At 74.1% G+C, this 20,110-nt stretch carries 9 protein-coding genes; 1 reads left to right on the forward strand and 8 read right to left on the reverse strand.

The genetic code is table 11. The features are described 5' to 3' along the window. Nucleotides 1–117: 117 nt before the first annotated feature. The 3 genes from ACFWTE_RS03825 to ACFWTE_RS03835 all read right to left on the reverse strand — a co-directional run bounded on the left by ACFWTE_RS03825 (nt 118) and on the right by ACFWTE_RS03835 (nt 3,646). On the reverse strand, nt 118–1,329 hold the full coding sequence (locus ACFWTE_RS03825) for a GTP-binding protein (protein ID WP_378777716.1): 1,212 nt from the start codon (nt 1,327–1,329) through the stop codon (nt 118–120). Further along, the gene (locus ACFWTE_RS03830; protein WP_378777718.1) at nt 1,326–2,069 is read right to left on the reverse strand and encodes a class I SAM-dependent methyltransferase; all 744 of its coding nucleotides are present in this window, start codon (nt 2,067–2,069) and stop codon (nt 1,326–1,328) included. Before ACFWTE_RS03830 ends, ACFWTE_RS03825 begins: the two co-directional genes overlap by 4 nt. Nucleotides 2,070–2,344: 275 nt before the next feature. Further along, nucleotides 2,345–3,646, reverse strand: coding sequence for a DUF2786 domain-containing protein (locus ACFWTE_RS03835; RefSeq protein WP_378777720.1), 1,302 nt, complete (start codon nt 3,644–3,646; stop codon nt 2,345–2,347). A 442-nt stretch (nt 3,647–4,088) separates the two neighbouring features. Here ACFWTE_RS03835 and ACFWTE_RS03840 point away from each other — a divergent pair, with 442 nt between their 5' ends. Further along, the gene (locus tag ACFWTE_RS03840) at nt 4,089–5,618 is read left to right on the forward strand and encodes a cytochrome P450 (RefSeq protein WP_378777722.1); all 1,530 of its coding nucleotides are present in this window, start codon (nt 4,089–4,091) and stop codon (nt 5,616–5,618) included. 14 nt (nt 5,619–5,632) lie between these two features. Here the strand turns inward: ACFWTE_RS03840 and ACFWTE_RS03845 are convergent, their stop codons facing one another. From ACFWTE_RS03845 to ACFWTE_RS03865, 5 genes are all read right to left on the reverse strand, one after another. Then, the gene (locus tag ACFWTE_RS03845; RefSeq protein ID WP_378777725.1) at nt 5,633–6,871 is read right to left on the reverse strand and encodes an alpha/beta hydrolase family protein; all 1,239 of its coding nucleotides are present in this window, start codon (nt 6,869–6,871) and stop codon (nt 5,633–5,635) included. Nucleotides 6,872–7,013: 142 nt separating this feature from the next. Next, nucleotides 7,014–7,658 (reverse strand): lactate utilization protein C, encoded by a 645-nt coding sequence (locus ACFWTE_RS03850; protein WP_378777727.1) that lies wholly within the window; start codon nt 7,656–7,658, stop codon nt 7,014–7,016. A 77-nt stretch (nt 7,659–7,735) separates the two neighbouring features. Next, the gene (locus ACFWTE_RS03855; protein ID WP_378777729.1) at nt 7,736–9,163 is read right to left on the reverse strand and encodes a lactate utilization protein B; all 1,428 of its coding nucleotides are present in this window, start codon (nt 9,161–9,163) and stop codon (nt 7,736–7,738) included. Beyond that, a complete protein-coding gene (locus ACFWTE_RS03860; protein WP_378777731.1) occupies nt 9,160–9,945 on the reverse strand; it encodes a (Fe-S)-binding protein in 786 nt (261 codons plus the stop codon). Before ACFWTE_RS03860 ends, ACFWTE_RS03855 begins: the two co-directional genes overlap by 4 nt. Before the next feature lie 295 nt (nt 9,946–10,240). Continuing rightward, nucleotides 10,241–20,068: a hypothetical protein gene (locus tag ACFWTE_RS03865; protein WP_378777733.1), complete on the reverse strand. Its 9,828-nt coding sequence runs from the start codon at nt 20,066–20,068 to the stop codon at nt 10,241–10,243. Nucleotides 20,069–20,110 lie beyond the last annotated feature (42 nt).

The raw sequence follows: 20,110 nt of genomic DNA on the forward strand, positions 1-20,110 counted from the left end.
ACGGACACCTGCACCGCGAGCACGAAGACCACTGGGACGAGCACCTGCCCAGCGCCCCCTGACCCGGTCGGACCGCGCCGGTGACGGCGGCCCCCGTGCCGCGTTCGCCGGTGCGGTTCAGTGGGGGTGTGCGTGGTCGTGGAGCCCGCGCACATCCCACTCGGGAAAGGGGTCGGCGAGCGCGGACCAGTCCGCGGCGTGCTCGGCGTCGGTCAGCAGACAGGCGGACAGCGCCTCGTCCAGGGCCTCCCGCTCCAGGGCGGTACCGATGAACACCAGTTCCTGGCCGGGCTCCACCCGTTCGGCGCCGGCCAGGTCCTCGGGCGCGTAGCCCACGGCGGCGCCGTCGGCCGGGTCCCACACCCCTGAGGGCTCGAAGCGGGCTACGGGGCCCGCCTGCGACCACAGTCCGGTCGTCACCGGGCGGGTGGCCAGCCAGAAGAACCCCTTGGAACGGAGAACCGTCCCGAACTCTCCCCGGTCGAACCTCTCCGAGACCAGGTGCCACAGGCGTGCGGGGTGAAACGGGCGGTCGGCCCGGAACACCAGGCTGGAGATCCCGTACTCCTCGGTCTCGGGAACGTGGTCGCCGTTGAGCTCGGCCACCCATCCCGGGGCGCGTGAGGCCCGCTCCAGGTCGAACAGGCCCGTGCCCACGAGCTCGCGCGGATCGATCCGCCCGTGCTCGATCCGCGCCACCCGCGCCAGGGGGTTGAGTCTGCGCACGGCGGCCTCGACCCGGTCGGCCTCCTCCGCTGTGACCAGGTCCGTCTTGTTCACGAGGAGCACGTCGGCGAACTCGACCTGGTCGATGAGGAGGTCGCTGACCGTGCGCTCGTCGTCCTCGTAGGCGTCGAGGCCCCGCTCGACCAGGTCGTCCCCGGCCCCGAGTTCGGTGAGGAACCCTGCGGCGTCCACGACCGACACCATCGTGTCCAGCCGCGCCCCCTCCAGCAGGGTGCGCCCGTCCGGGCCCGGAACGGCGAAGGTCGCGGCCACGGGCATGGGTTCGGAGATCCCGCTGGACTCGATGAGCAGGTAGTCGAACCGGCCCTGCGCGGCCAGCGCCGCGACCTCCTCCAACAGGTCGTCGCGGAGCGTGCAGCAGATGCAGCCGTTGGTCATCTCGACGAGGCGTTCCTCGGTGCGTGCGAGGTGTCCCTCGCCGCGCACCAGATCGGCGTCGATGTTGATCTCGCTCATGTCGTTGACGATGACCGCCACGCGGACCCCGTCCATGTTGGCGAGGATGTGGTTGAGCAGAGTGGTCTTGCCCGCACCGAGGAAGCCCGACAGGACGGTCACGGGAAGCCTGTCCGCGGTGTTCACCTGCCCACCCTCCCGATCCGGTACAGCCCGGCGTCCTCGGGGCCCTGGGGCGTCACGCCGAGTCCGTGGGGTTCGGTCTCCGCGCGCAGGGAGGACTCCGAGACGGTCCACCACGGATAGCGGACCTCGCTCCTGCTGACCAGCCGGTCGCCCTCGCGGACCTCGTAGGCCATCTGCCAGGTCACGCGCTCGGGGCCGTCGGGTTCTGCCTGGGCCCAGCCGCTGTAGGTGCGTTCCCCGAGCCGGATGTCGCTCATCCGGGTCCGCTCCACCCGCTCGGGCGCCACGGGGTGGGGGAGGTTGGTCAGGATGAACGCGTTCGGTGCCAGGCGGCTCGCCAGGTCGCCCCAGAGGGCGTCGCGCTCGTGGGGGCTGAAATGGCCGATGAGGTTGGCCGCCAGGACCCCGCCCACCCGTACGGGCAGGCGCGCGGAGAGAAGGTCGTCCCCGTCCACGGTGACCCTGTCCCGGAGTTCGGCGGAGGCCGCGATCCGGGAGAGCAGGACGGCGCGCAGCACGGGCGAGGGCTCGATCGCCAGGACACGGGTGCCGGGCAGGGTCCGGGCCAGGAGCCGGGCGCCCCAGCCCCCTCCCGCCCCGGCATCGACCACGGGGCCGGAGTCGGCGGGCAGGTCCCGCACCGCCTCGGCGACGGCCGGCCCGTGGTGTTCCCACCAACCGGCGATCATGATGTCGAGGAACTCGCCCGACACGGCGTAGGGGTCGGTGTACTCAGTCACCGCGCACCTCCGGGGAAATAGCGAGAATGAAAACCATTTCCACATCCTAGCCGCGTTCGCGACGGGCCGGGTCCGGCTACCCCCGGGTGTGGTGCGTGCCTGGCACGCAGCCGTTCGCCGTCGGGCGCGTACCGCCCGCCCGACCGCGGGCACGGCTACGGGACGCAGGCCGGAGCCCACGCCTCGAAGGGGGCGCGACGCCGTTCGCGGGGGGGCCGTCCGCCAGGCGGCGGCCCCGGCGCTTCGGGGGGCGTGCCGTGCCCCGGGGCCCTCGCTCAGGGCAGGTGGCGACGCGAACCCAGGGACGCGGCGTCGGCCGCCGCTCGCCCCTCGACCCAGCCGTCCTCGCTGTAGGGCCCCCGCACCCGCGAGTAGGTCAGCTCCCCGAACGCCTCCGCGACGGCCGCCTCCACCTCGCGCTCGCGCGCCGCGAACACCGGCACCAGGTCCGTCCCGGTCTCGGCCTGCGCGGCCCTCTCCGCGGCGCGCGCCGTCTCGATCAGGCGCTCTCCCACCCGCACCGAGAACGCCGACATGAACGAGGCGCGGAACGCCTTGCCCGCCGCGCGCCCCGACCGGTCCCGCACCGAGCCGCTGGCCCGCATCGCCGTCTCGGCCTGCACCAGCAGCGAGGTGAACATCAGGTCCACGGCCTCCACGTCCCCCGAAAAGCCCATCACCGTGCACAACCCCAGCTCCTGGTGCCACACGGCGCGGCAGTGGTTGGCCTCGGCCACCTCGTGCAGCAGCACCGCCTTGTGCTCGTCATAGGGCGCGTCCACCGGCAGGCGGCGCCCGAAGGCGGCCTCCGACTCCCCGGGCTCCTCGGCCAGCAGCGCCCGGTCGATACTGTGCCGGGCCATCATCTCCTGTGCCCGGGCGCTCAGCGCCTCCGCCTCCTGGGGGAACTCCGTCGACTCGGCCTTGGCCAGCAGCGCCCGCACCCGGGCGAGCTTGCCCGCGTCCACCCGCTCCGGACTCCGGGCCGCACCGGGCCGCCCCGGCCGGAACGCGCCGGGGAGGCTGCACAGCCGCCGCACCGGCGGCAGCACCCGCAGGGCGGCGAGCACCCGCAGCACGACCTCCACGGCCTCGAACCGCAGCAGCCCGTGCCCGGAACCGACATGGGCCGGGTACCCCTCGCCGCGGCCCCACGACGCCGACACGCCGAGGTCGCGCACCTGCTCGGCCCAGCGCGGATCCACCGTGGCGGGGGAGTGGCGGGCCAGGTCGGCCGTCACCGCGTCCGCGCACACCGACGCGGCCACCGGCCCTGTCTCCCGGCCGACCTGGCGGACCGTCTCGGCGGGCTGCCATCCGCGGGCCCATGCCGAGGCCACCGCGTTGAGGAGGGCGGCCAGGAGCGCGCGCCCTGCCGCGTCCGCCCACTCCCGGTCCTCCGCGTCCGCGAGCCGGGCCGCGGCGAGGTCGACACCGCCTCCCTCCTGGCCGGACACGAGCGCGTCCACCGCCCCGGACACCACCTCGCCGGGAGAGGCCGATGCCGTCGGACCGGCCCAGCCCTCCGTCGGTGCCCCGGCGGCGCGCCGCTGTCGGCCGCGACCCTTCTTGCCCACGGTGGTTCTCCCCGGTCGTGTCGTCGAGTGGTGGTGGAGCCAACGGACAATCCTACCGATCCCCGCCAGGCGGATTCGCGGCGAGACAACGGAAATCTCCGCGAAAAAGACCGGTCAGGAGCCTGCGGGGCGCTTCACGGGGCCGGGCGTTCCACAACACGCATTTCCCGGCCGGGCAAGCCCGGAGGCCGCCCGCGGGCGGCCTCCGGGCCGCGTCGGAGCAGATCAGGCCGTGCGCGCCCCGCTGACCGCCCCACCCGTGGGTGGTACGGCACCCGTACGGCGACAACGCCCCTGTTGGGCTCCGTGCCGCGAAATCCCGCCTTGTCCCGTCGTGTAACCCGGTGCCCCGGCAGGAAAGGTGCTGCTTTCCTCCCCGAAGCACATCGGAAACACGGGAGGAATACCGTCTGTTCCCATCCGTATCCACCGAGGAGTCTCCATGCGCCAGGGAACCGGCCCGGACGGCCCGGACGACGCCCCGGAGGGCGGTGCGGCGGGCGCGGAGCGCTGCCCCTTCGGGTCGGGTTCGGCGCTCCCGCTCCACGGGAGCGCGGCGAACGACGTGCCCTGGGAGCGGCTGCGCGGGCGCTACGGCGGCCTGGTCCCCGTCGAGATCGGCCCGGGGGTACCCGGCTGGCTCCTGCTCGGCTACAAGGAGAACCTCCAGGTCCTGCGCGACCAGGACCACTTCTCCGCCGACCCGCGCCCGTGGAGCCCCCGTGGCACGGCCCCGGTCCGCAGCGCGGCCCTCGCCCGCGACGGCGAGGAGCACCAGCGGTTGCGGATCCCCCTCGTGGAGGCCCTGGCCAGGGTGGGCACGCCCCAACTGGTGCCCGTGGTCGAACGCGCGGCCGTGCACCTGATCGGCCGGGTCGCCGCCGACGGGAGCGCGGACCTCATCGACCAGTACGCCGCCCCGCTGCCCGCGCTCGTGCTCAACGAGCTCTTCGGCCTGCCGGACGTCTACGGCCGCCTGCTGGCCGACCTCACCCTGCGGCTGTGGAGCGCGGACCCGGACCGCGCCGAACCCGCGGCCCTGGCCATCCGCGCCTACTTCACGGGCCTGGTCGCCCGCAAACGCGCCGAACCCGGGGAGGACGTCACCAGCTGGCTGCTGGCGCACCCCCACGGGCTCACCGACGAGGAGGCCGTCGCCTCCCTGTCCCTGCTCTGGGAGACCGGGCACGAGCCGACCACCCACCTCATCGGCAACGCGCTGCTCACACTGCTGGAGGACCCGCGCGTGTGGACCGCCTACCTGGGCGGCACCCTCACCCCGGAGGACTTCGTCGACTACGTCATGTGGACCGACCCGCCGATCCGGATGCTCGCCGGACGCTACTCCACGGCGGACATCCGCTTCGCGGGGGCCAGTATCCGGCAGGGCGAGCCGTTGCTGTTCGGGTTCGCCTCCGCCCACACGGACCCGTCCGTGTTCCAGGGCGGGGACGAGGCGATGGCGATGGCCGGCAACCGTTCCCACCTCCTGTGGGGAGCCGGGGCGCACCGCTGCCCCGCCACCGGGTTCTCCCGTGAGCTGGTGCGCACCGCCCTGGACATCGCCGTGGACCGGATGCGCGGCATGGCCTTGGCGGTCGAGCCCCACGAGCTGCGCCGCCGCGGGTCACCGGCCGTCCACGGCCTGGCCGGGCTCCCGGTGTGGTTCACGCCCACCGGTGAACGCGCCGAACCCGCCGCGGCGCAGGAGGAACCGACCGCGGCGCCCGTCCGCCGGTGGATCCGCAAGAGGCGCAGCACCCCGTCGCAGGGCGCCCGCTACCAGGCGCCGCTGGCCAGGGAGGACACGGCGGAGGAGCGGGTCGTGCGGGCCCCCGCGACCGGTGCCAGGTCCCGGCCGCGCCGCCCGCCCCAGGGCGCCGGGGCCCGGTACCAGGCCCCCTTCGCCGAGGAGGAGATCCTGCCCGACCCCCTGGAGAGGCTGCTGGCCACTTGGCGGCCCGGGGGCTGAGCGGGATCGCCCGCCTACCCGGGATCCACCACTACCAGCTCCGGGTGGACGCCCTGCGGGTCGTCGAGGAGGGGCTGGCCGCCGCCGCGCAGGTGGTGGTCGAAGAACGCGACACCGTAGGCGCGTACGAGCCCCAGGCCCCGTTCGGCCGGGATGTCGCCGTACAGGTTGCGCCAGGCCTGGGGCGTGTACAGGTCCCGCAACCCCAGCTGCTCGGTCACCAGGCCCTGGTCGATGCCGTTGGAGTGCCCGGAGCCGGCGAGCCTGATCCACTGCCGCCACCCGGTCAGGCGCGGCCACATCCGGGCGACGCCCTCCCAGCTGTGCCCCTGGTCGTTCTCGATCAGGGCCAGCGGCTTGTCCAGGTCCCCCTCCAGCGCCGAGGCGTAGTACGGGCCGTCCAGGTTGATCCCGGCGTCCACCCTCTCCTCCGTGCGCAGGGTCTGCGCGGTGGCCGAGCCGCCCCAGGAGTGCCCGGCCATCCCGACCCGGGAGGCGTCGATCACGTGCGACCACCTCCAGGCCGGGTCGGGGCCGGTGAGCCGGTCCAGGAGGAAGGAGACGTCCTCGGCGCGGTTGGCCGCGCCCAGGGGCCAGTCCCCGTTGTCGCACCCGGCGCACCCCGTCACCAGGCCGTCCGGGAACTCGACGGGAGCGGACTCGTGGGCGTGGTCGACCGCGGCCACGACGAAGCCGTGGCTCGCCAGCTCTTCGGCGAGGGAGGAGAACCAGATCCGGTTGTGCCCCGCGCCGGGGGACAGGACGACCAGCGGCAGGCCGCCCTCGGCACGGGCGGGGGCGACGTCCGCGCGGGAGTGGGTGCGTACCCGGTGCAGGGCGTCCGGGGGCAGGTCGGTCACCCCGTTGGCTTCGAGCACCGCCGCCGACTCGGCCCTGGTCATGTACGGTGCGCGCCGCCCGGCGTCCGAGCGGGCCGGGTACCACAGGGTCACCATCAGTTCGCGGGGACCGCCGACCCACACGTCCTCGCGGTCCCCGTCCACCAGGTGGAGGGTCGTCCTGCCCACGGGCCGCTCCCCGGTGGGAGCGGGAAGGGAGGCCCGCGCGGTCTGCGGCGTGGCCGCGGGGGACGGCGCCGGGCCGGCCAGGACGCCCGGGGACCAGGACAGGACCAGGGCGGTGGTCAGCGCCAGCGCGGTACCGAAACGGGGGGTGAGACGGGAACCGGCGGCTGCGCGCGGCGTGCCCGGGGCCGGAGGGGAGGGGCGGTCGTTGCGCCGTGGGTGGGGCATAGGGGTCCCGTCGCTCGGTGCGGTCGTGTCACCTCCGACCCTAGGAAGCCCGGTCCCGCCGGACCATCCGGCGGCCCCTCCCCTCTTCCGGGGGCGCGCACGACTTCAGGGGGTGGGGCCTGCCCCACCCCTCCGGCCGCGTTCAGGAGGTGGACTCGACCAGCAGCACCTCCAGGGTGCGCGGTCCGTGCACCCCCTCCACCCGGTTGAGCTCGATGTCGCTGGTGGCCGACGGGCCGCTGATCCACGTGAGCGGCCGGACCGGGTCCAGCAGGCGCACGGCCTGCGGGACCCCGTCCACCACCTGCTCCGCGCGCACCACGCACAGGTGGTAGTCGGGCACCAGGGTGATCGCGCGGCGCCCCTGGTCGGGTCCGCCGTCCAGGACGATGGTGCCCGTCTCGGCGATCGCCACGGAGCACCCCGTGACCACGCCGTCCGCCCCGTTCAGGTCCCCGACGGACAGGGGCTCCTCCCGGGAGTCGCGCAGCCGGTCGGCGGAGGTGCCCGCGAACCAGGCGCCGGGCACGCCCGGCGGGACCACCACCCGTCGCGCGCCGCGCCGTTCCAGGGCCGCGGCCACCTCGGCAGCCACCCGGTCGGCGGGGACCCGGCGCACCTGGGCCTTGTAGTCGCGCAGGCGGTCCTCCAACACGTCCAGGGCCGGCCCCACACCGTGGCTGTCCGCGAAGCCGCCCCCCGGTGCGCGCACCGGTGACTCCTCGGAGGGCACGTCGGCGAGCGCCGCCCTGACCCGGCCCAGGACACGTTCCCTGCTGCTCGGCACGGAGCCCCGCGGCCCGCCCCCGCCGGTTCCGGCCCGCTCGGATCCGCGACCCCGCGACCCGTTTTTCCCCGTCCCGCTCACCGCTGCCCCTTCCCACGCTTGTTCCACCACGCGCGGAAGGACTCCGCGGGGACGTCCGGTACGTCCCGGGTGTGCGTCCACTCCCCGGCCAGGCCCGGCAGGTGGTCCGGCACCAGGGCGCGTCCCAGCCCCGCCGCGCGCTGGGCCGCGCCCAGGGCGCGCGAGGAGGAGAAGACCGCCTCGGCGCCCGCCATCATCGCCTTCTCGCCCAGGTGGCCCGGGGTGGCGGCGACCTCCTCGCGCAGGTGCACCAGCACCTCCGGGATGTCGATCGCCACCGGGCACACCTCGTAGCAGGCGCCGCACAGCGAGGACGCGTACGGCAGCGCCTCGTCCACCGCCGAGGACATCCCGCGCAGCTGTGGTGTGAGGATCGCGCCGATCGGCCCCGGGTACACCGACCCGTAGGCGTGGCCACCCGTGCGCTCGTACACCGGGCAGGTGTTCAGGCAGGCGGAGCAGCGGATGCAGCGCAGGGCCTGGCGGCCCACCGTGTCGGCCAGCACGTCCGTGCGGCCGTTGTCCAACAGCACCAGGTGGAACTCCTGGGGGCCGTCGCCCGGGGTCACCCCGGTCCAGGTCGAGGTGTAGGGGTTCATCCGCTCGCCGGTGGACGAACGCGGCAGGAGCTGCATGAACACCTCCAGGTCCGACCAGGTCGGCACGATCTTCTCGATGCCCACCACGGAGATGAGGGTCTGGGGGAGGGTCAGGCACATGCGCCCGTTGCCCTCCGACTCCAGCACCACCATCGTTCCCGAGTCGGCCACCGCGAAGTTGGCGCCAGAGATCGCCGTCCGGGTCCGCAGGAAGCGCTCGCGCAGGTGCACCCGGGCCGCCTCAGCCAGGGCCCGGGGGTCGTCGGTCAGCCCCTCGGGCGCGGGCGTGCCCCACTCCGACATCTGGTCCAGGAAGATCTCCCGGATCTGGGAGCGCCCCAGGTGGATGGCGGGCACCAGGATGTGCGACGGCAGGTCGTCACCCAACTGCACGATCAGCTCCGCCAGGTCCGTCTCGTAGGCGGTGATCCCCGCCTCGGCCAGCGCGTTGTTGAGCTCGATCTCCTGGGTGGCCATCGACTTGACCTTGACCACGTCGGTCTCGCCGGTGGCCTTCACCAGCCGCGTGACGATCGCGTTGGCCTCCTCGGCGTCGGCGGCCCAGTGCACGTGGCCGCCCGCGCGCGTGACCGACTCCTCCAGCTGCTCCAGGTAGTGGTCCAGGTGGCGCAGGGTGTGCTCCTTGACCGCGGCGCCCTCCGCCCGGAGCCGCTGCCAGTCGTCGTGGAGCTCGTCGACCACCGCCGCCCGCTTGTCGCGGATCGTGTGCGTGGCCTTGCGCAGGTTGTGGCGGGTCTGGGCGTCGTTGACGGCCGCTCTGGCGGCCTCGGGGAAGGGCGGGATGCCCAGGAACGTGGCGCTCATCGGGTGGAGGCCTCCTTCGCGGTGCGGACGTCGTCGGGGCGGGGGTCCGCCGAACCGCCCTTCTCGGTACTGGCCAGGATCTCGGCGATGTGCGCCACCCGCATGCCCGCCCGCTGCCGGGACAGGACGCCGCCGATGTGCATCAGGCAGGAGTTGTCCACCGCGCACAGCACCTCGGCCCCGGTCTCGACGGCGTGGCGGGCCTTGTCAGCGCCCATGGCGGAGGACACGTCGCCGTTCTTGACCGCGAAGGTCCCCCCGAACCCGCAGCACTCGGTGGCCCCCTCCAGTTCCACCAGCTCCAGGCCGCGTACGGCGCGCAGGAGCTGGTAGGGGCGGTCGCCCAGGCCGAGCATGCGCAGCCCGTGGCAGGTCGGGTGGTAGGCGACCTTGTGCGGGTAGTAGGCGCCCACGTCGGTCACCCCGAGCACGTCCACCAGGAACTCGGTGAGGTCGTAGACGCGCGGGGAGAGGGCGGCCACCTTGCGTGAGAGCCGGCTGCCGCCGGCGCCCAGGCGGGGGTAGTTGTCGCGGATCATCGCCGCGCAGGAGCCCGAGGGGACGACGACGGCGTCGGCGTCCTCGAAGGTCTTGACGAAGCGCACGGCCAGCCGGGTCGCCGGCCGGCGGTACCCGGTGTTGTAGTGCATCTGCCCGCAGCAGGTCTGGTTCTCGGGGAAGACGACCTCGTGGCCCAGCCGCTCCAGGAGCCGTACCACCGCCCGCCCGGTGTCGGGGAAGAGTGTGTCGTTGACACAGGTGATGAACAGCGCGATCCGCATGGGCCTCCCTCGTGCCGTCCCCCTGGGTCGGCGTCCCGCTCGCCACGAGCATGTTAGTGGTATGACCACTTTTGCACAGTGGGAAGCACGGGACAAGAAGTAGAGGCTTCTTGGCAGGAGGCGGAGATTGACTAGTCGGATTGGTACGATGACTTCGCGCCGTATGTGACGTGGGTCACCCTGGGGGCCATGCTCTGGACGGAGAGCGGAGCGGGGGAGGGGATCGCCGCGACGAGGAGGAGGTCGAGGGCTCCGACGATTCAGGAGGGGAGGACGCGAGCGCGGCCTTTCCGCGTCAGCTCCGGCCGGAGGGGACGGGGGCCGCGGAGGGCTCCGCCTCGCCCCCGTCCGACGGGAGCGGAGCGGTCCCCGCCGCCGGCGGGGACCCGTTCCCGGACCCTTCCCGCAGGTCACGGAGGGCCTCCCCGAGGGCCCGGACCAGAGCGCGTGCGGCCTCGGCCCCGGTCCTGGCCTCCGCGGCCAGGTTCGCCGCGGCGGCGCGGGCCCTGTCCGCGTCGGCGAAGGCCCCGGCCGCGATCTCGGCGGCGGTCCCGGCCCTGGCCCGGGCGCGGTCCGCGGCGTCGCGTGCGCTCAGAGCCCTGCGGGCCGCCGCGTCGGCGGCGTCGCCGGTGGCGCGGGCGGTGGCCCCGGCCGTCCCTGCGGCTCGGAGGGCGTCGGCGGCGCGCGAGGCGGCGGCGCCGGCCTGCGCGGCCACCGTGTCGGCCCGGGTCCGCAGGTCCTCGGCCAGGGCCGAGAGCCTGCGTGCCTCGGTGGCCGCCGCTGTCGCGCGCTCCGCCGCGGCGGTGGCCTCGCGGCGGGCCTGCGCCGCCGTCCCGCGCGCGGCTCTCGCGGCAGCGGGACCGGCGTCGGCCCCCGGCTGGGCCCCGGGGCCGGTCCCGGGGCGGGTGGAGGTGCCGTGTTCCTCGGCCGGAGCCCGCCGGATGGCGCGGTCTGCCTCGGTGCGGGCTGAGCGGGCCTCGACCCCGGCCCGCTCCGCGGCCCGGGTGATCCGGTCGGCGCGGTCGGTGGCGTCCCGGGCACCGGCGGCGGCGTCGCGCGCCCGCCGGGCCACGTCACGGGCGTCGGCCGCCGCCGACTCGGCTCGGGCGGCGGCGGACCGCGCGTCCCCCGCTGCCTGTTCGGCGGCCCCGCGGTGCCGGGCCGCGTCGTCGGAGGCCCGCTGGGCCCGGTCGCGCAGGGCCTCGGCGTCCGTGCGCAGCGCCTCGGCGTCGCGTGCGGTGTTCCTCGCGTCCGCCTCGGCCCGAGCGGCCGCGTCCCGCGTGTTCTCGGCGTTGGTCCGGGCGGTGTCGGCGGATGCGGCGAGGCCGTCCAGGTCCGAGGCCGCACTCTCGGCGCCCGACCGCCGGTCCCGGAGCCGCGCCTCCCGGGTGCCCGGGTCCTCGCCGCGGCCGTCCCGGCCACCCGCGGATCCCGGCGGGGTGCCCGGGTCCGCGGCGGCCGGGCCCCTGTCCGCGCCCAGCAGCGCGAGGTCGCCTTCGAGGGCGAAGACCTCCGCCGTGCGCCGGTCCGCCGCGCCGCGCGCGCTGTCGGCGGAGTCCTGCGCCTGTTCACCGGCCCGGACGACCAGCCGGACCCTGTCGGTGACCGTGTCGGTGTCGGGCGGCCCCGAACGCGCCCCCTCGGCTGCCTGCCCACCGGCGCGGGCTGCGGCCGCGTGTGCGGTGTCGGCCGCCGCCCGCGCTGCCGTGGCGGCGTCCCGGGCGTTCGGCGTCGCCTCACCCAGCGGTCGCTCTCCGGTGAGTGCCCGTTCCGCGTCGCCGATGGCGTCCCGGGTGCCGCGCAGGCCACCGGTCACCTCGGCGGCGTCGGTGTCCGCGTCCCGGGCGTGCTGCCGGGCGGTGTCCGCAGGGACGGCATCCCGGTTCGTGCCGTCCCCGGCGGCCGAAGGCGCGGGGGCTTCGGGGCTCGGCGGGGTCAGGTTCAGTTCCGAGCGGAAGCGGTCGACCAGGGACTGCCGGGGGCCCTGGGGGACGGGTTCGGAGGCGGGGGCGGTGACCGTGGTCGTCGGCGCGCTCCGGTCCTCCCCCGCCGGGCGCTGGGTCGGCGCCGGGCTATCCGTCCCCGTGGGCAGCGGGGTGGTGCCCGGCTGCGGCGTCGGTGTCGCCAGCGCGACGCGCGCGTCGTTCACGGCGCCGACCCAGGAGCCGAGCGCCGTGTCGAACTCCGTCAGCGCCTGCTCGTACTCCGCCGCCCCGTCGTCGTAGGCCTTCGCCCGCCCGGCGTCCTCGGGTGCCTCGGCGTACCTCTCGGCCAGACCCTCCAAGGGGGTCCGGGCCCCGGCGTACTTCTTCTCGGAGTCCGTGAACGAGGTGCGCGTGGTGTCGAGCTTGTCCAGGGCCCCGGTCATGGCCTCGGCCTGCTCGGGGGTGAGGATGCCCCGCGCCACGGCGTCGGACTCCGAGATCCATCCGGTCATCCTGACCGTCGTGTGCTCGACTCCCCACCGCGTGGGCCTGGAGTGGAAGGGCGTCTCGGGCAGGTCCGGGTCGCCTTGGTGCAGCAGCCCGGGGGCCTTCAGCCTGGTCGCGGCGCCGATCGCCCAGGTGGCATCGTACTCGATGAGGTAGGCGGGCCCCTGGCGGAGCACCGTGGACTCGGGGTAGCCCTTGAGGGCCTGGCTTCCGCTGGACGAGGACCCCTGAGCGGTGTGGGTGTCGACCGAGGCGTCGCCCGTCTGGACGCCCCGGTGGTCGTCGTAGGGCAGGCCGCCGCTGGTCGTGCCGGTGGGGCGCAGCTCCCCGCCCATCCCGCTTCCGACCGTGCGGCCGCTCCCGAACGTGGTGGTGCCCGCAAGCGTGCGCGAGACACTGAGCTGGCTGCCCGGGACCACGTCCAGGACGCGGGCGTTCGCGGTGTCGGACAGGACCTTGAGGGCCCATTCGGTCCGGCCCATCGAGGTCAGTCCCACACCGTCGTCGTTCGTGGCGGCCGACGGGTAGACCGCCTTGAGCGCCAGGGTGTTGATGTGGTGGTCGATGGCGTTGTACTTCGGGTCGAGGCCGAGTTCGCGGGCCACGTGCGCGCGCGCCGCGTCGGCGGCGGCCTGCGTGTAGCGGCCGTTGTGGGACGCGTCGGCCGGGGGCGTCCAGCCGAGGGTCCTGGCCACGACGACGGCGGCCGTGTCGCGCAGGGGGCGGGCGTCGTCCTCCACGGTGGTCGGCAGGACGGGGGCACTGTCGTCCCCCGCCCTGCGCCCGCCGTCCGCGCTCTGGTCGCGCATCATGTCGGGCACGGAGGCGTAGTGGAGGGCGGGCCGGGGTGCGTCGGTCCCCGCGGTGGAGGACGTGTCCGCGGTGTCGGGGGCCGGTGGTGCGCCCTCTTCGCCGGTGGTGCCGGTGGTGACGACCGCCGGGGCCTCCTGCGGGGTGAAGACGACGTAGGGGGACGGGTACACGGTGTCGACGCGGCCGCCGTCCCCCGAACCCCGGTAAGCGGTCCGGGAACCGCCGCCGTGCACGAAACTCCTCGGCTTGTCGAGTTCGAGCGTGAGCGTGAGCGTGGTCTGCGCGGTGACCTTGACGTAGGGGGTTTTCATACGCAGCTTGACGATCCTGCTGTCGTCCCCGGTGGCGCCGCTGGAACGGGTGTCCTTCGCGGAGGCGGAGACCCCGCCCGCGGGGCTGAGGGCCTGGGGCCGGTGCTCCGGCTGCGCCTCGGGGCCGCTCCCGTCGCCCGTGTAGGGCAGGGGCTGCCTCAGGACGCCGTTGAGCGACGCGGTCGTGGTCGTGTTCCTGCTCGCGTTGAAGGCGTCCGACGCCTTCCAGGTGTGGGTCTCGGAGTAGGAGACGGATCCGCCCACGTAACGCGCGTCACCCGGGCCGGTGCGCTTGTCCAGGTGGACGTAGACCTTGGCACCGTCCGCCGCCCTCATGCGGTGCGGCGCCGAGTCCTCCTCGGTGCGGGCACCCGTGCTGCGGACCTTGACGGGGACCGGCACCGTGGGGCTCGGGTTGTTGCCCAGGTTCGTGGTCAGCGCGTGGAGCAGCGTCTCGCGGCTGTCACCGGTCAGTTCCAGGTCGTTCGCGGCGAGGTCGTCCACGAGCGACTGGAGGGCGGCACCCGGGTCGGCCGGGCGCATCTGCCTGCCGCTGTGCTCGAACCCGGGGCGCACCCGGGCGGTCCCGGGGCTCTTCGGGTTGGGCTGGGGAACCAGCTCCAGGCCGGTACCGGTCCGCCGCACGCGGTCCAGGACCAGGCCGGCCTCGTGCGCGTCGCGGGCGTGGAGGTAGCCCGAGACCAGGTCCTTGACCGGGACGGTCCAGCCGCGGAACCGGGTGTTCCAGTTCAGGGGCGGGCCGATGCTCCAGTTCTTCATGAACTCGACGGCCTGGACAAGGTTCCCCGAACCCCGGAACGCGTACACCTTCTCCATGTTGGGGACGAAGAGCACCGCCGAGGAGAACGTGTCCGAGTGCGTCGACGCCGTGTTGGTGGAGCTGAGGGTGCGGCTCGCGGAGGGGCCGGCGGCCGGGGTCGGCCGGATCGCCTCGGAGGGCAGGGAGCCCTCCCCGGGGTCGGGGTTGGGGTTCCTGCCGGAGACCGCGCCGCCCCTGAGGGTGAGGCTGTTCGTCTTCGTGGAGGAGGTGGACAGCTTGATCTCCTGGACGCCGTTCCACTGGATCTGGGCGTCGACCGCGCGGAAGTCGGTGACGGAGTCGACGTCGACCTTGGTGGCGACGGTCGTACGGACCTCGTGCGGGGACCTGAACCCGCCCCCCATGTCCTGTCGCGTGCGCGCGCCCCCGGGCCCGGTCGCCCCCTTGTTGGTGGCCAGGTTCTCCGAGGACAGGACGTTCTCGAACAGCCTTCCGCCGCCGGAGGAGTGGGTGAGGAACCGGTCGAGTTTGAGGCGGTAGCCGTCGAAGAGCCCCTGGCGGGGCCGGGAGAAGGTGCGGTAGGTCTCCTCCAGCAGCCCGCGCCGCCCCCGCGTCCGGGTGTCGAAGTCGGTGTTCACGCGCTCGACGGTGCCGCCGCGGCCGATGATCTCGCGGGCACGCCGCTCGTTCAGCGACGGTGCGTCCCGGGTGCGCTCCTCCGGCCCGGTCCCCCCGCCGGTCGTGCTCGGGCCGTTGCCGCCCGGGGCGCGGACGCCGTCGCCGGTGGTCGCGGGAACCGGAGGTGTGCGGGGGGTCGGCACGAAGCTGCCCCTGATGATCTCCCTGGCCTGCTGCGGTGTGAGCGGCGTCGGGTCGCCGACGACGGTGGCCGTGGCCCGGGGTACGTCCTCCGGGCTCGCCAGGGTCGTGGTGTGATCCGTCCCGGGCGGGTTCGTCGCGCCGTCCTGCCCGTGCGGAGCCGCGGGGGTGATCTCGTCGGGCCGAGCTCCCCGCAGGGTGTCCCGGATGCCGCTCCGGGTGTCCGCGTCCGTGGCGGGCCGGGTGGGGGTGTCGGAGGAGCTGGTGGCAGGGGGGAGCTTCGGGGTGAGCAGGAAGGCCTCCCCGTCCATGCCCTCCCCCAGGAGGGGGATGCCCCGCTCCATCGGGCGGCGGTCGTCGCGGGCGAGTCCGATGTCGTCGTGCTCGAACAGCCGCGCGTCGAAGCGCACACGGGAGGTCCACTGGTCGGAGTCCCCGATGAAGTAGACGGTGTCCTCCGCGCTGCGGGTGACGGACCTGGCCTCGCTGTGCCCACGGCCCCAGGTCTTGACCAGCGAGACGGAGGGGGCGCCCGTGACCCGGGGGACCCCGCGTGCGTCCGGGGAGGACTCGTCCCGGATGATCCCGCCCACGGTCCCCGTGACGGAGTGGGTGAAGTTCGATCCCTTCGTGGTGGTGATGCCGGCCGAGCCCGTGGAGCGGGCGCCGCCGCCGGCGGACGTGTCGAAGGTGTGCCCCAGGCGTCCGAATCCGGCGGTGACCCGCACGGTCACGTGGTCGGGGCGCAGCCCCTTGTCCAGGGCGAGCATCGCCGGGTCGATCACGGCGGGCTCGGTGAGGCGGATCGGGATGCCGCCGCCCGGCAGGTCGTGCCCCGCACTCTTGAGGTTGGACTCGCCGAGCGCGTTCAGGATCTTGAGTGTGTTCTCCTGCGCGATCTCGTGGTTGCGGCGCAGGAGGTACCGCTCGCGGGGGCCGCGGTGCGCGTCGTCCCCCGTGTGGCTCGGCCTGGTGGCGTAGTCCGCACGGGTGCGTGTGATGTCGGGGATGACCAGCCCGGGACGCTTCTCGGCGATGGCGGTGAGGATTCTGTGCGCCAGCTCGTCGTAGAAGGTGCGCTGCGGGCCGGGGGCCGCCCGGTTGCCGCCGTCGGTGCCGTTGTTCCCCGTGGTACCGGTGGCGGGTGGTGCGTGCCCGAAGCCGCGCAGGGTGGCGCCGCTCAGGTCCGTGGGGTGGTCCACCGCGAGGTTGGGGAACGGGGGCCGGGGAGGAGGGGGCGGTTCGCTGGTGGAGGCCGCGGCGCCCGTGCCGTCGGCGGACTCCTCCGGGGCCGGGGCCTTGGGCGGTTCGCCGTTGAGCTGGCGGGCGTCCTCGATCGTGAGCAGCTCGACGGAGCTCCCCTCGAAGCGGTGAGGGTTCGGTTCCCCCTGCAGGTGGACGTAGTAGTCGCGCTTGACGTCGTAGGCGGCGTGTCCTGCCGGGTTGTTGACCGCGTGGTTGGTCAGGCCGGACTGGTCGCGGGTCACACCGCTGTCGGACTCGTGGGTGGCGGCGTACTCGACGGTGGGGGCGTCGAGCCTGACGCTCCTGCCGCCGGGCAGCTCCAGCCAGATGCCGAACCCGAGGCTCGCCGTCCCCGTCACCACGGTCGAGCCGGTGACAGTGGAGGAGTTGTCCCTCTGCGAGATGTTGCGGTGCAGGAAGTCCGTCAGGCCGGGGGCGAAGTCCTTGCGGTGGTACTCGGTCGGCACCGACCACATCCGCATGATGGTGCTGCGGCCGTCCGGGGTCTGGATCCGCAGGTGTGCCGGGCTGTTCGTCATCTGCGGGAGGTACTGCTGCACCTGGTCGTCGGCGAAGGCGCGCTCGATCCGGCCGCGGAAGTCCGCCGCCGCGCGCTCGGCCCTGGTGGCTTTGTGGCCGGGCGGGCGGGGCTCGTCCGGGCCCCTCCCGAGGAGGTGGTCCGCGAGCCAGGTGCCGAGGCCTGGGGTGCGGCGCCCGCCGCCCGGCCCGGGGACACCGCTCCCGGAGGCGGCTGTGGTGCCGCCATCCGTTCCCGTGCCGCCGGTGGTCCCGGTGACCGGTGTGATGGCGAAGACCTCGATCGGGTGGCTGGTGCCGGCCGAGGGGCGGTTCACCGCGCCCCGGTGCCCGTCGGCGCCGACCGGCGCGTCCGTGAGGACGATGTGCTCGGGCGCGTCCTTGTTGGAGACGGCCCCGCCCGGGAGGTTGATCGCCAGGCCGTTGTACCCGGTACCGGTCGGTGTGTGGGGCGCAGCGAGTCCGGGACCGGTGACGGACGCCGCCAGGTGCAGGTCGGCGACGTAGACGGTCGGCTTGCCGATCATCTCGAGGCCGCTGTCGGAGGTGGCCTTGCTCGCCGCGCTGAAGCCCGTGCTCCGCACGTCGGTGCCGAAGCGCCCGCCCGCCGAGAAGGTGGGCCCGGCGCTGTTGCCGCCGACGTCCCCCACGTAGAACGGGTTCACGGTCAGTTTCGCGCCGACGGTCCGGCCCGGACCGGAGGAGCCGCCCTCCGTGGAGTTGACCCCCGGGCCCAGGTCGTGCAGCCAGATGGAGCGGGGGTCCCCGCCGCCGGTCGACGCCGGGGTGTCGACGTGGAAGAAACCGTCCTCGCCTGGACGCAACCGGAAGGTGGCCTCCCAGGTTCCGCCGGCGTCCGTCGCACTGAAAGTGTGCCCCCCGCCTTGGAAGAAGCTTCGCGGGCCCTCGCGGGTGAGGACGTCGAGCGCGCGGTCGCCGATCTCCCGGCGCACCTGCTCCGGCATGCCGGGCGTGGAGTCCAGGACGTCGCGGACGAAGTCGGGCACGGGCTCGGTGAGGAGCATGTGCTGGCCCAGGAGGGTGGAGGTGGTGAGGTAGCCCAGGTCGTGGCTCTCCCCCGCACCCCTGTCCGGGGTGACGCTGCCGTCGTAGTCGAACCGCGGGGGCGGGGGCGGGCGCACCTCGGAGCCGGGCGGGGGCGGCGCGGCCGGGTCGTGGACGTCGCGGTCGAGGGCACGGGACCCGCTCTCGGCCGGACCACCGTCGCGCGTGACGGGGGAGTCGGTGTTGAGGGGTCCGAGGGGGATGTCCCTGCTGGTTCCGCCGAGGGGGACGGGGCCGGGGTCGCGGCTGGTCCCGCCCGTGGTCTCCAGGACGGTCATGACGGTGGTCGGGCCGTCGGGGCGCAGCAGGTCGGCCTGCGTCTGGGCGATGTGGTCGTAGTTCCTGTAGGCCTCGTTGGCCTCGCGCTGCGCCTCGTAGGCCTGGGCGCGCAGATCCTGGGCGTCGGGGCGGCCCCGGCTCTCGGCCTCCCTGGTCTGGTTGACCAGGTCCTGGGCGCGCTGGTAGCCGCTGATCGCGTCCTTGAGGCTGGCCGAGGCCAGCTCCCCGAGCCGGATGGCGGTGGTGATCTTGTCCGACGCGGCCTGGGGGGAGGGGTTGCCCTGCCCGCTGGCGGGCGCGGGCGCGGGTGGCGGAGCGGCCTGGCCGACCGGGGGCGCCACAGCGACGGGCGAGGGGGTGTGCCGCTGCTCCGGTTCGGGAACGGAGCGGTCGGCTGGGTTCGCATCGTCGTTGTGGCCGGTGTTCGGTGTGGTCTGTTCCGTGCTGGGAGGCACGTCCGCTGTTGGGTTGTCGGGGGCGAGAGCGTTGAAGAAGTCGACGGTGGGGCCGCCGTCGCGGTCGTGCAGGGGTGACTGGTCGTCCTGACGGGACGGGGTGGGATCGTCGTCGCGGTCGTTTTCTCGCTGGGATCCGTTGCCGCCGCGCTCGGGGGTTGGGTCGCCGCCCTGGCGGGGGTTGTCGTTGCCCCGTCCCCACCCGCCGTCGTCGCCGACGGGGCCGTTGGTCCGGTTGTCGGTGCTGTTGCTTTCGGTGCCGTTGCTTTCGGTTTGGGGCAGTGGGGTGATGTTGGGTGTGTCTTTGTTGTTGAACAGGTCGAGGCCGTGTAGGGCGCCGTCGGTGGCGCCTTGTTGGATGCCTGCTTGGGAGGCGCCTGCGGTGGCGGAGAAGACGGAGGCTTCCCAGCCGCGTCCGTCGGCGACGCTTCCGAGTCCTTCGCCGAGGTAGCCCTCGGCGGCTCCGGTGCCGATGTTGGCGCCGGTTTGTTGGGCGTAGGCGCTGGTGGTGGAGAAGTAGTCGTTGAGGGGGTTGCGCAGGTTGACGGGGACGTCGGCGAGGTGGTCGCGCATGTGGGGGGGCAACCGGTCGCCGATGGTCTCGCGTAGGTGTTGGCCCAGGTCGGGGTTGTTCCAGTGGCGGGCCAGGGTGGTGGCGTAGTCGCGTCCCAGGTCGCGTGCGGCGCTCTCGCCGAGGTGGTCGCCGAAGTTGCGGGCGAACAGGTCGGCGAAGTCGTTGCGTGCTGCGGCGGCTTTGGCGGCGTTGTCGAAGGCGCCCGCGCCGGTGGGGCTGGCGGGGTTGTAGGGGGTGAGGAATTCGTCGTTGTGGCGTCCGAAGACGGTGGCCAGGTCCTTGTTGAGGGAGGGGGCCGGGAGCGGGGTGTCCTTGGGTGCGGGGGAGTCCGGGCCCCGGTCGGGGTTGGGGTTGGTTGTGGGCGGGTCGTCCTTGACGGGTCCTGCGGGGGGTCCGTCGGGTCCGCCGGGGGGTGGTGTGTTGGGCCCGCGGTCGGGGTTGTTGGTGGGTGGGTCGTCTTTGACGGGTCCTGCGGGTGGTCCTGCGGGGGGTCCGTCGGGTCCTCCGGGTGGTGGGGGTGTGTCGGGGCTCTCACGAAGCGGGGGCCCGGTGGGGGGTCCGGCGGGGGGTCCTGCGCCGTCGGGGCCGGTGCGGGTCAGGGGTGGGGGGTCGGGCAGGTCGTTGAGGTCTTTGAGGCCCTTGTTGAGCAGGTCGGTGAGGTGTTTGCTGAAGAGGCCGTCCATGCCGGCGGAGAAGAGGGCGGAGAGCAGGCCCTCGGCGGCCGCTCCGGTGTGGGAGCCCTGGGTGAGTTTCTTGTCTTGGTGGTGGCGGGTGCCGCGTCCGATCTGGATGCGTTGGATGATGCTGTCCATGCTGGCGAAGATCTGGCTGATGATCTGGTGGCTGGGCACGGT

The organism is Nocardiopsis sp. NPDC058631 (genome assembly GCF_042716955.1).
Lineage (GTDB): Bacteria > Actinomycetota > Actinomycetes > Streptosporangiales > Streptosporangiaceae > Nocardiopsis.

Coding starts and splice junctions, on each gene's coding strand:
- ACFWTE_RS03865 (WP_378777733.1), bottom strand. CDS start 20,068: ATGGACAGCATCATCCAACGCATCCAGATCGGACGCGGCACCCGCCAC.
- ACFWTE_RS03855 (WP_378777729.1), bottom strand. CDS start 9,163: ATGAGCGCCACGTTCCTGGGCATCCCGCCCTTCCCCGAGGCCGCCAGA.
- ACFWTE_RS03860 (WP_378777731.1), bottom strand. CDS start 9,945: ATGCGGATCGCGCTGTTCATCACCTGTGTCAACGACACACTCTTCCCC.
- ACFWTE_RS03845 (WP_378777725.1), bottom strand. CDS start 6,871: ATGCCCCACCCACGGCGCAACGACCGCCCCTCCCCTCCGGCCCCGGGC.
- ACFWTE_RS03840 (WP_378777722.1), top strand. CDS start 4,089: ATGCGCCAGGGAACCGGCCCGGACGGCCCGGACGACGCCCCGGAGGGC.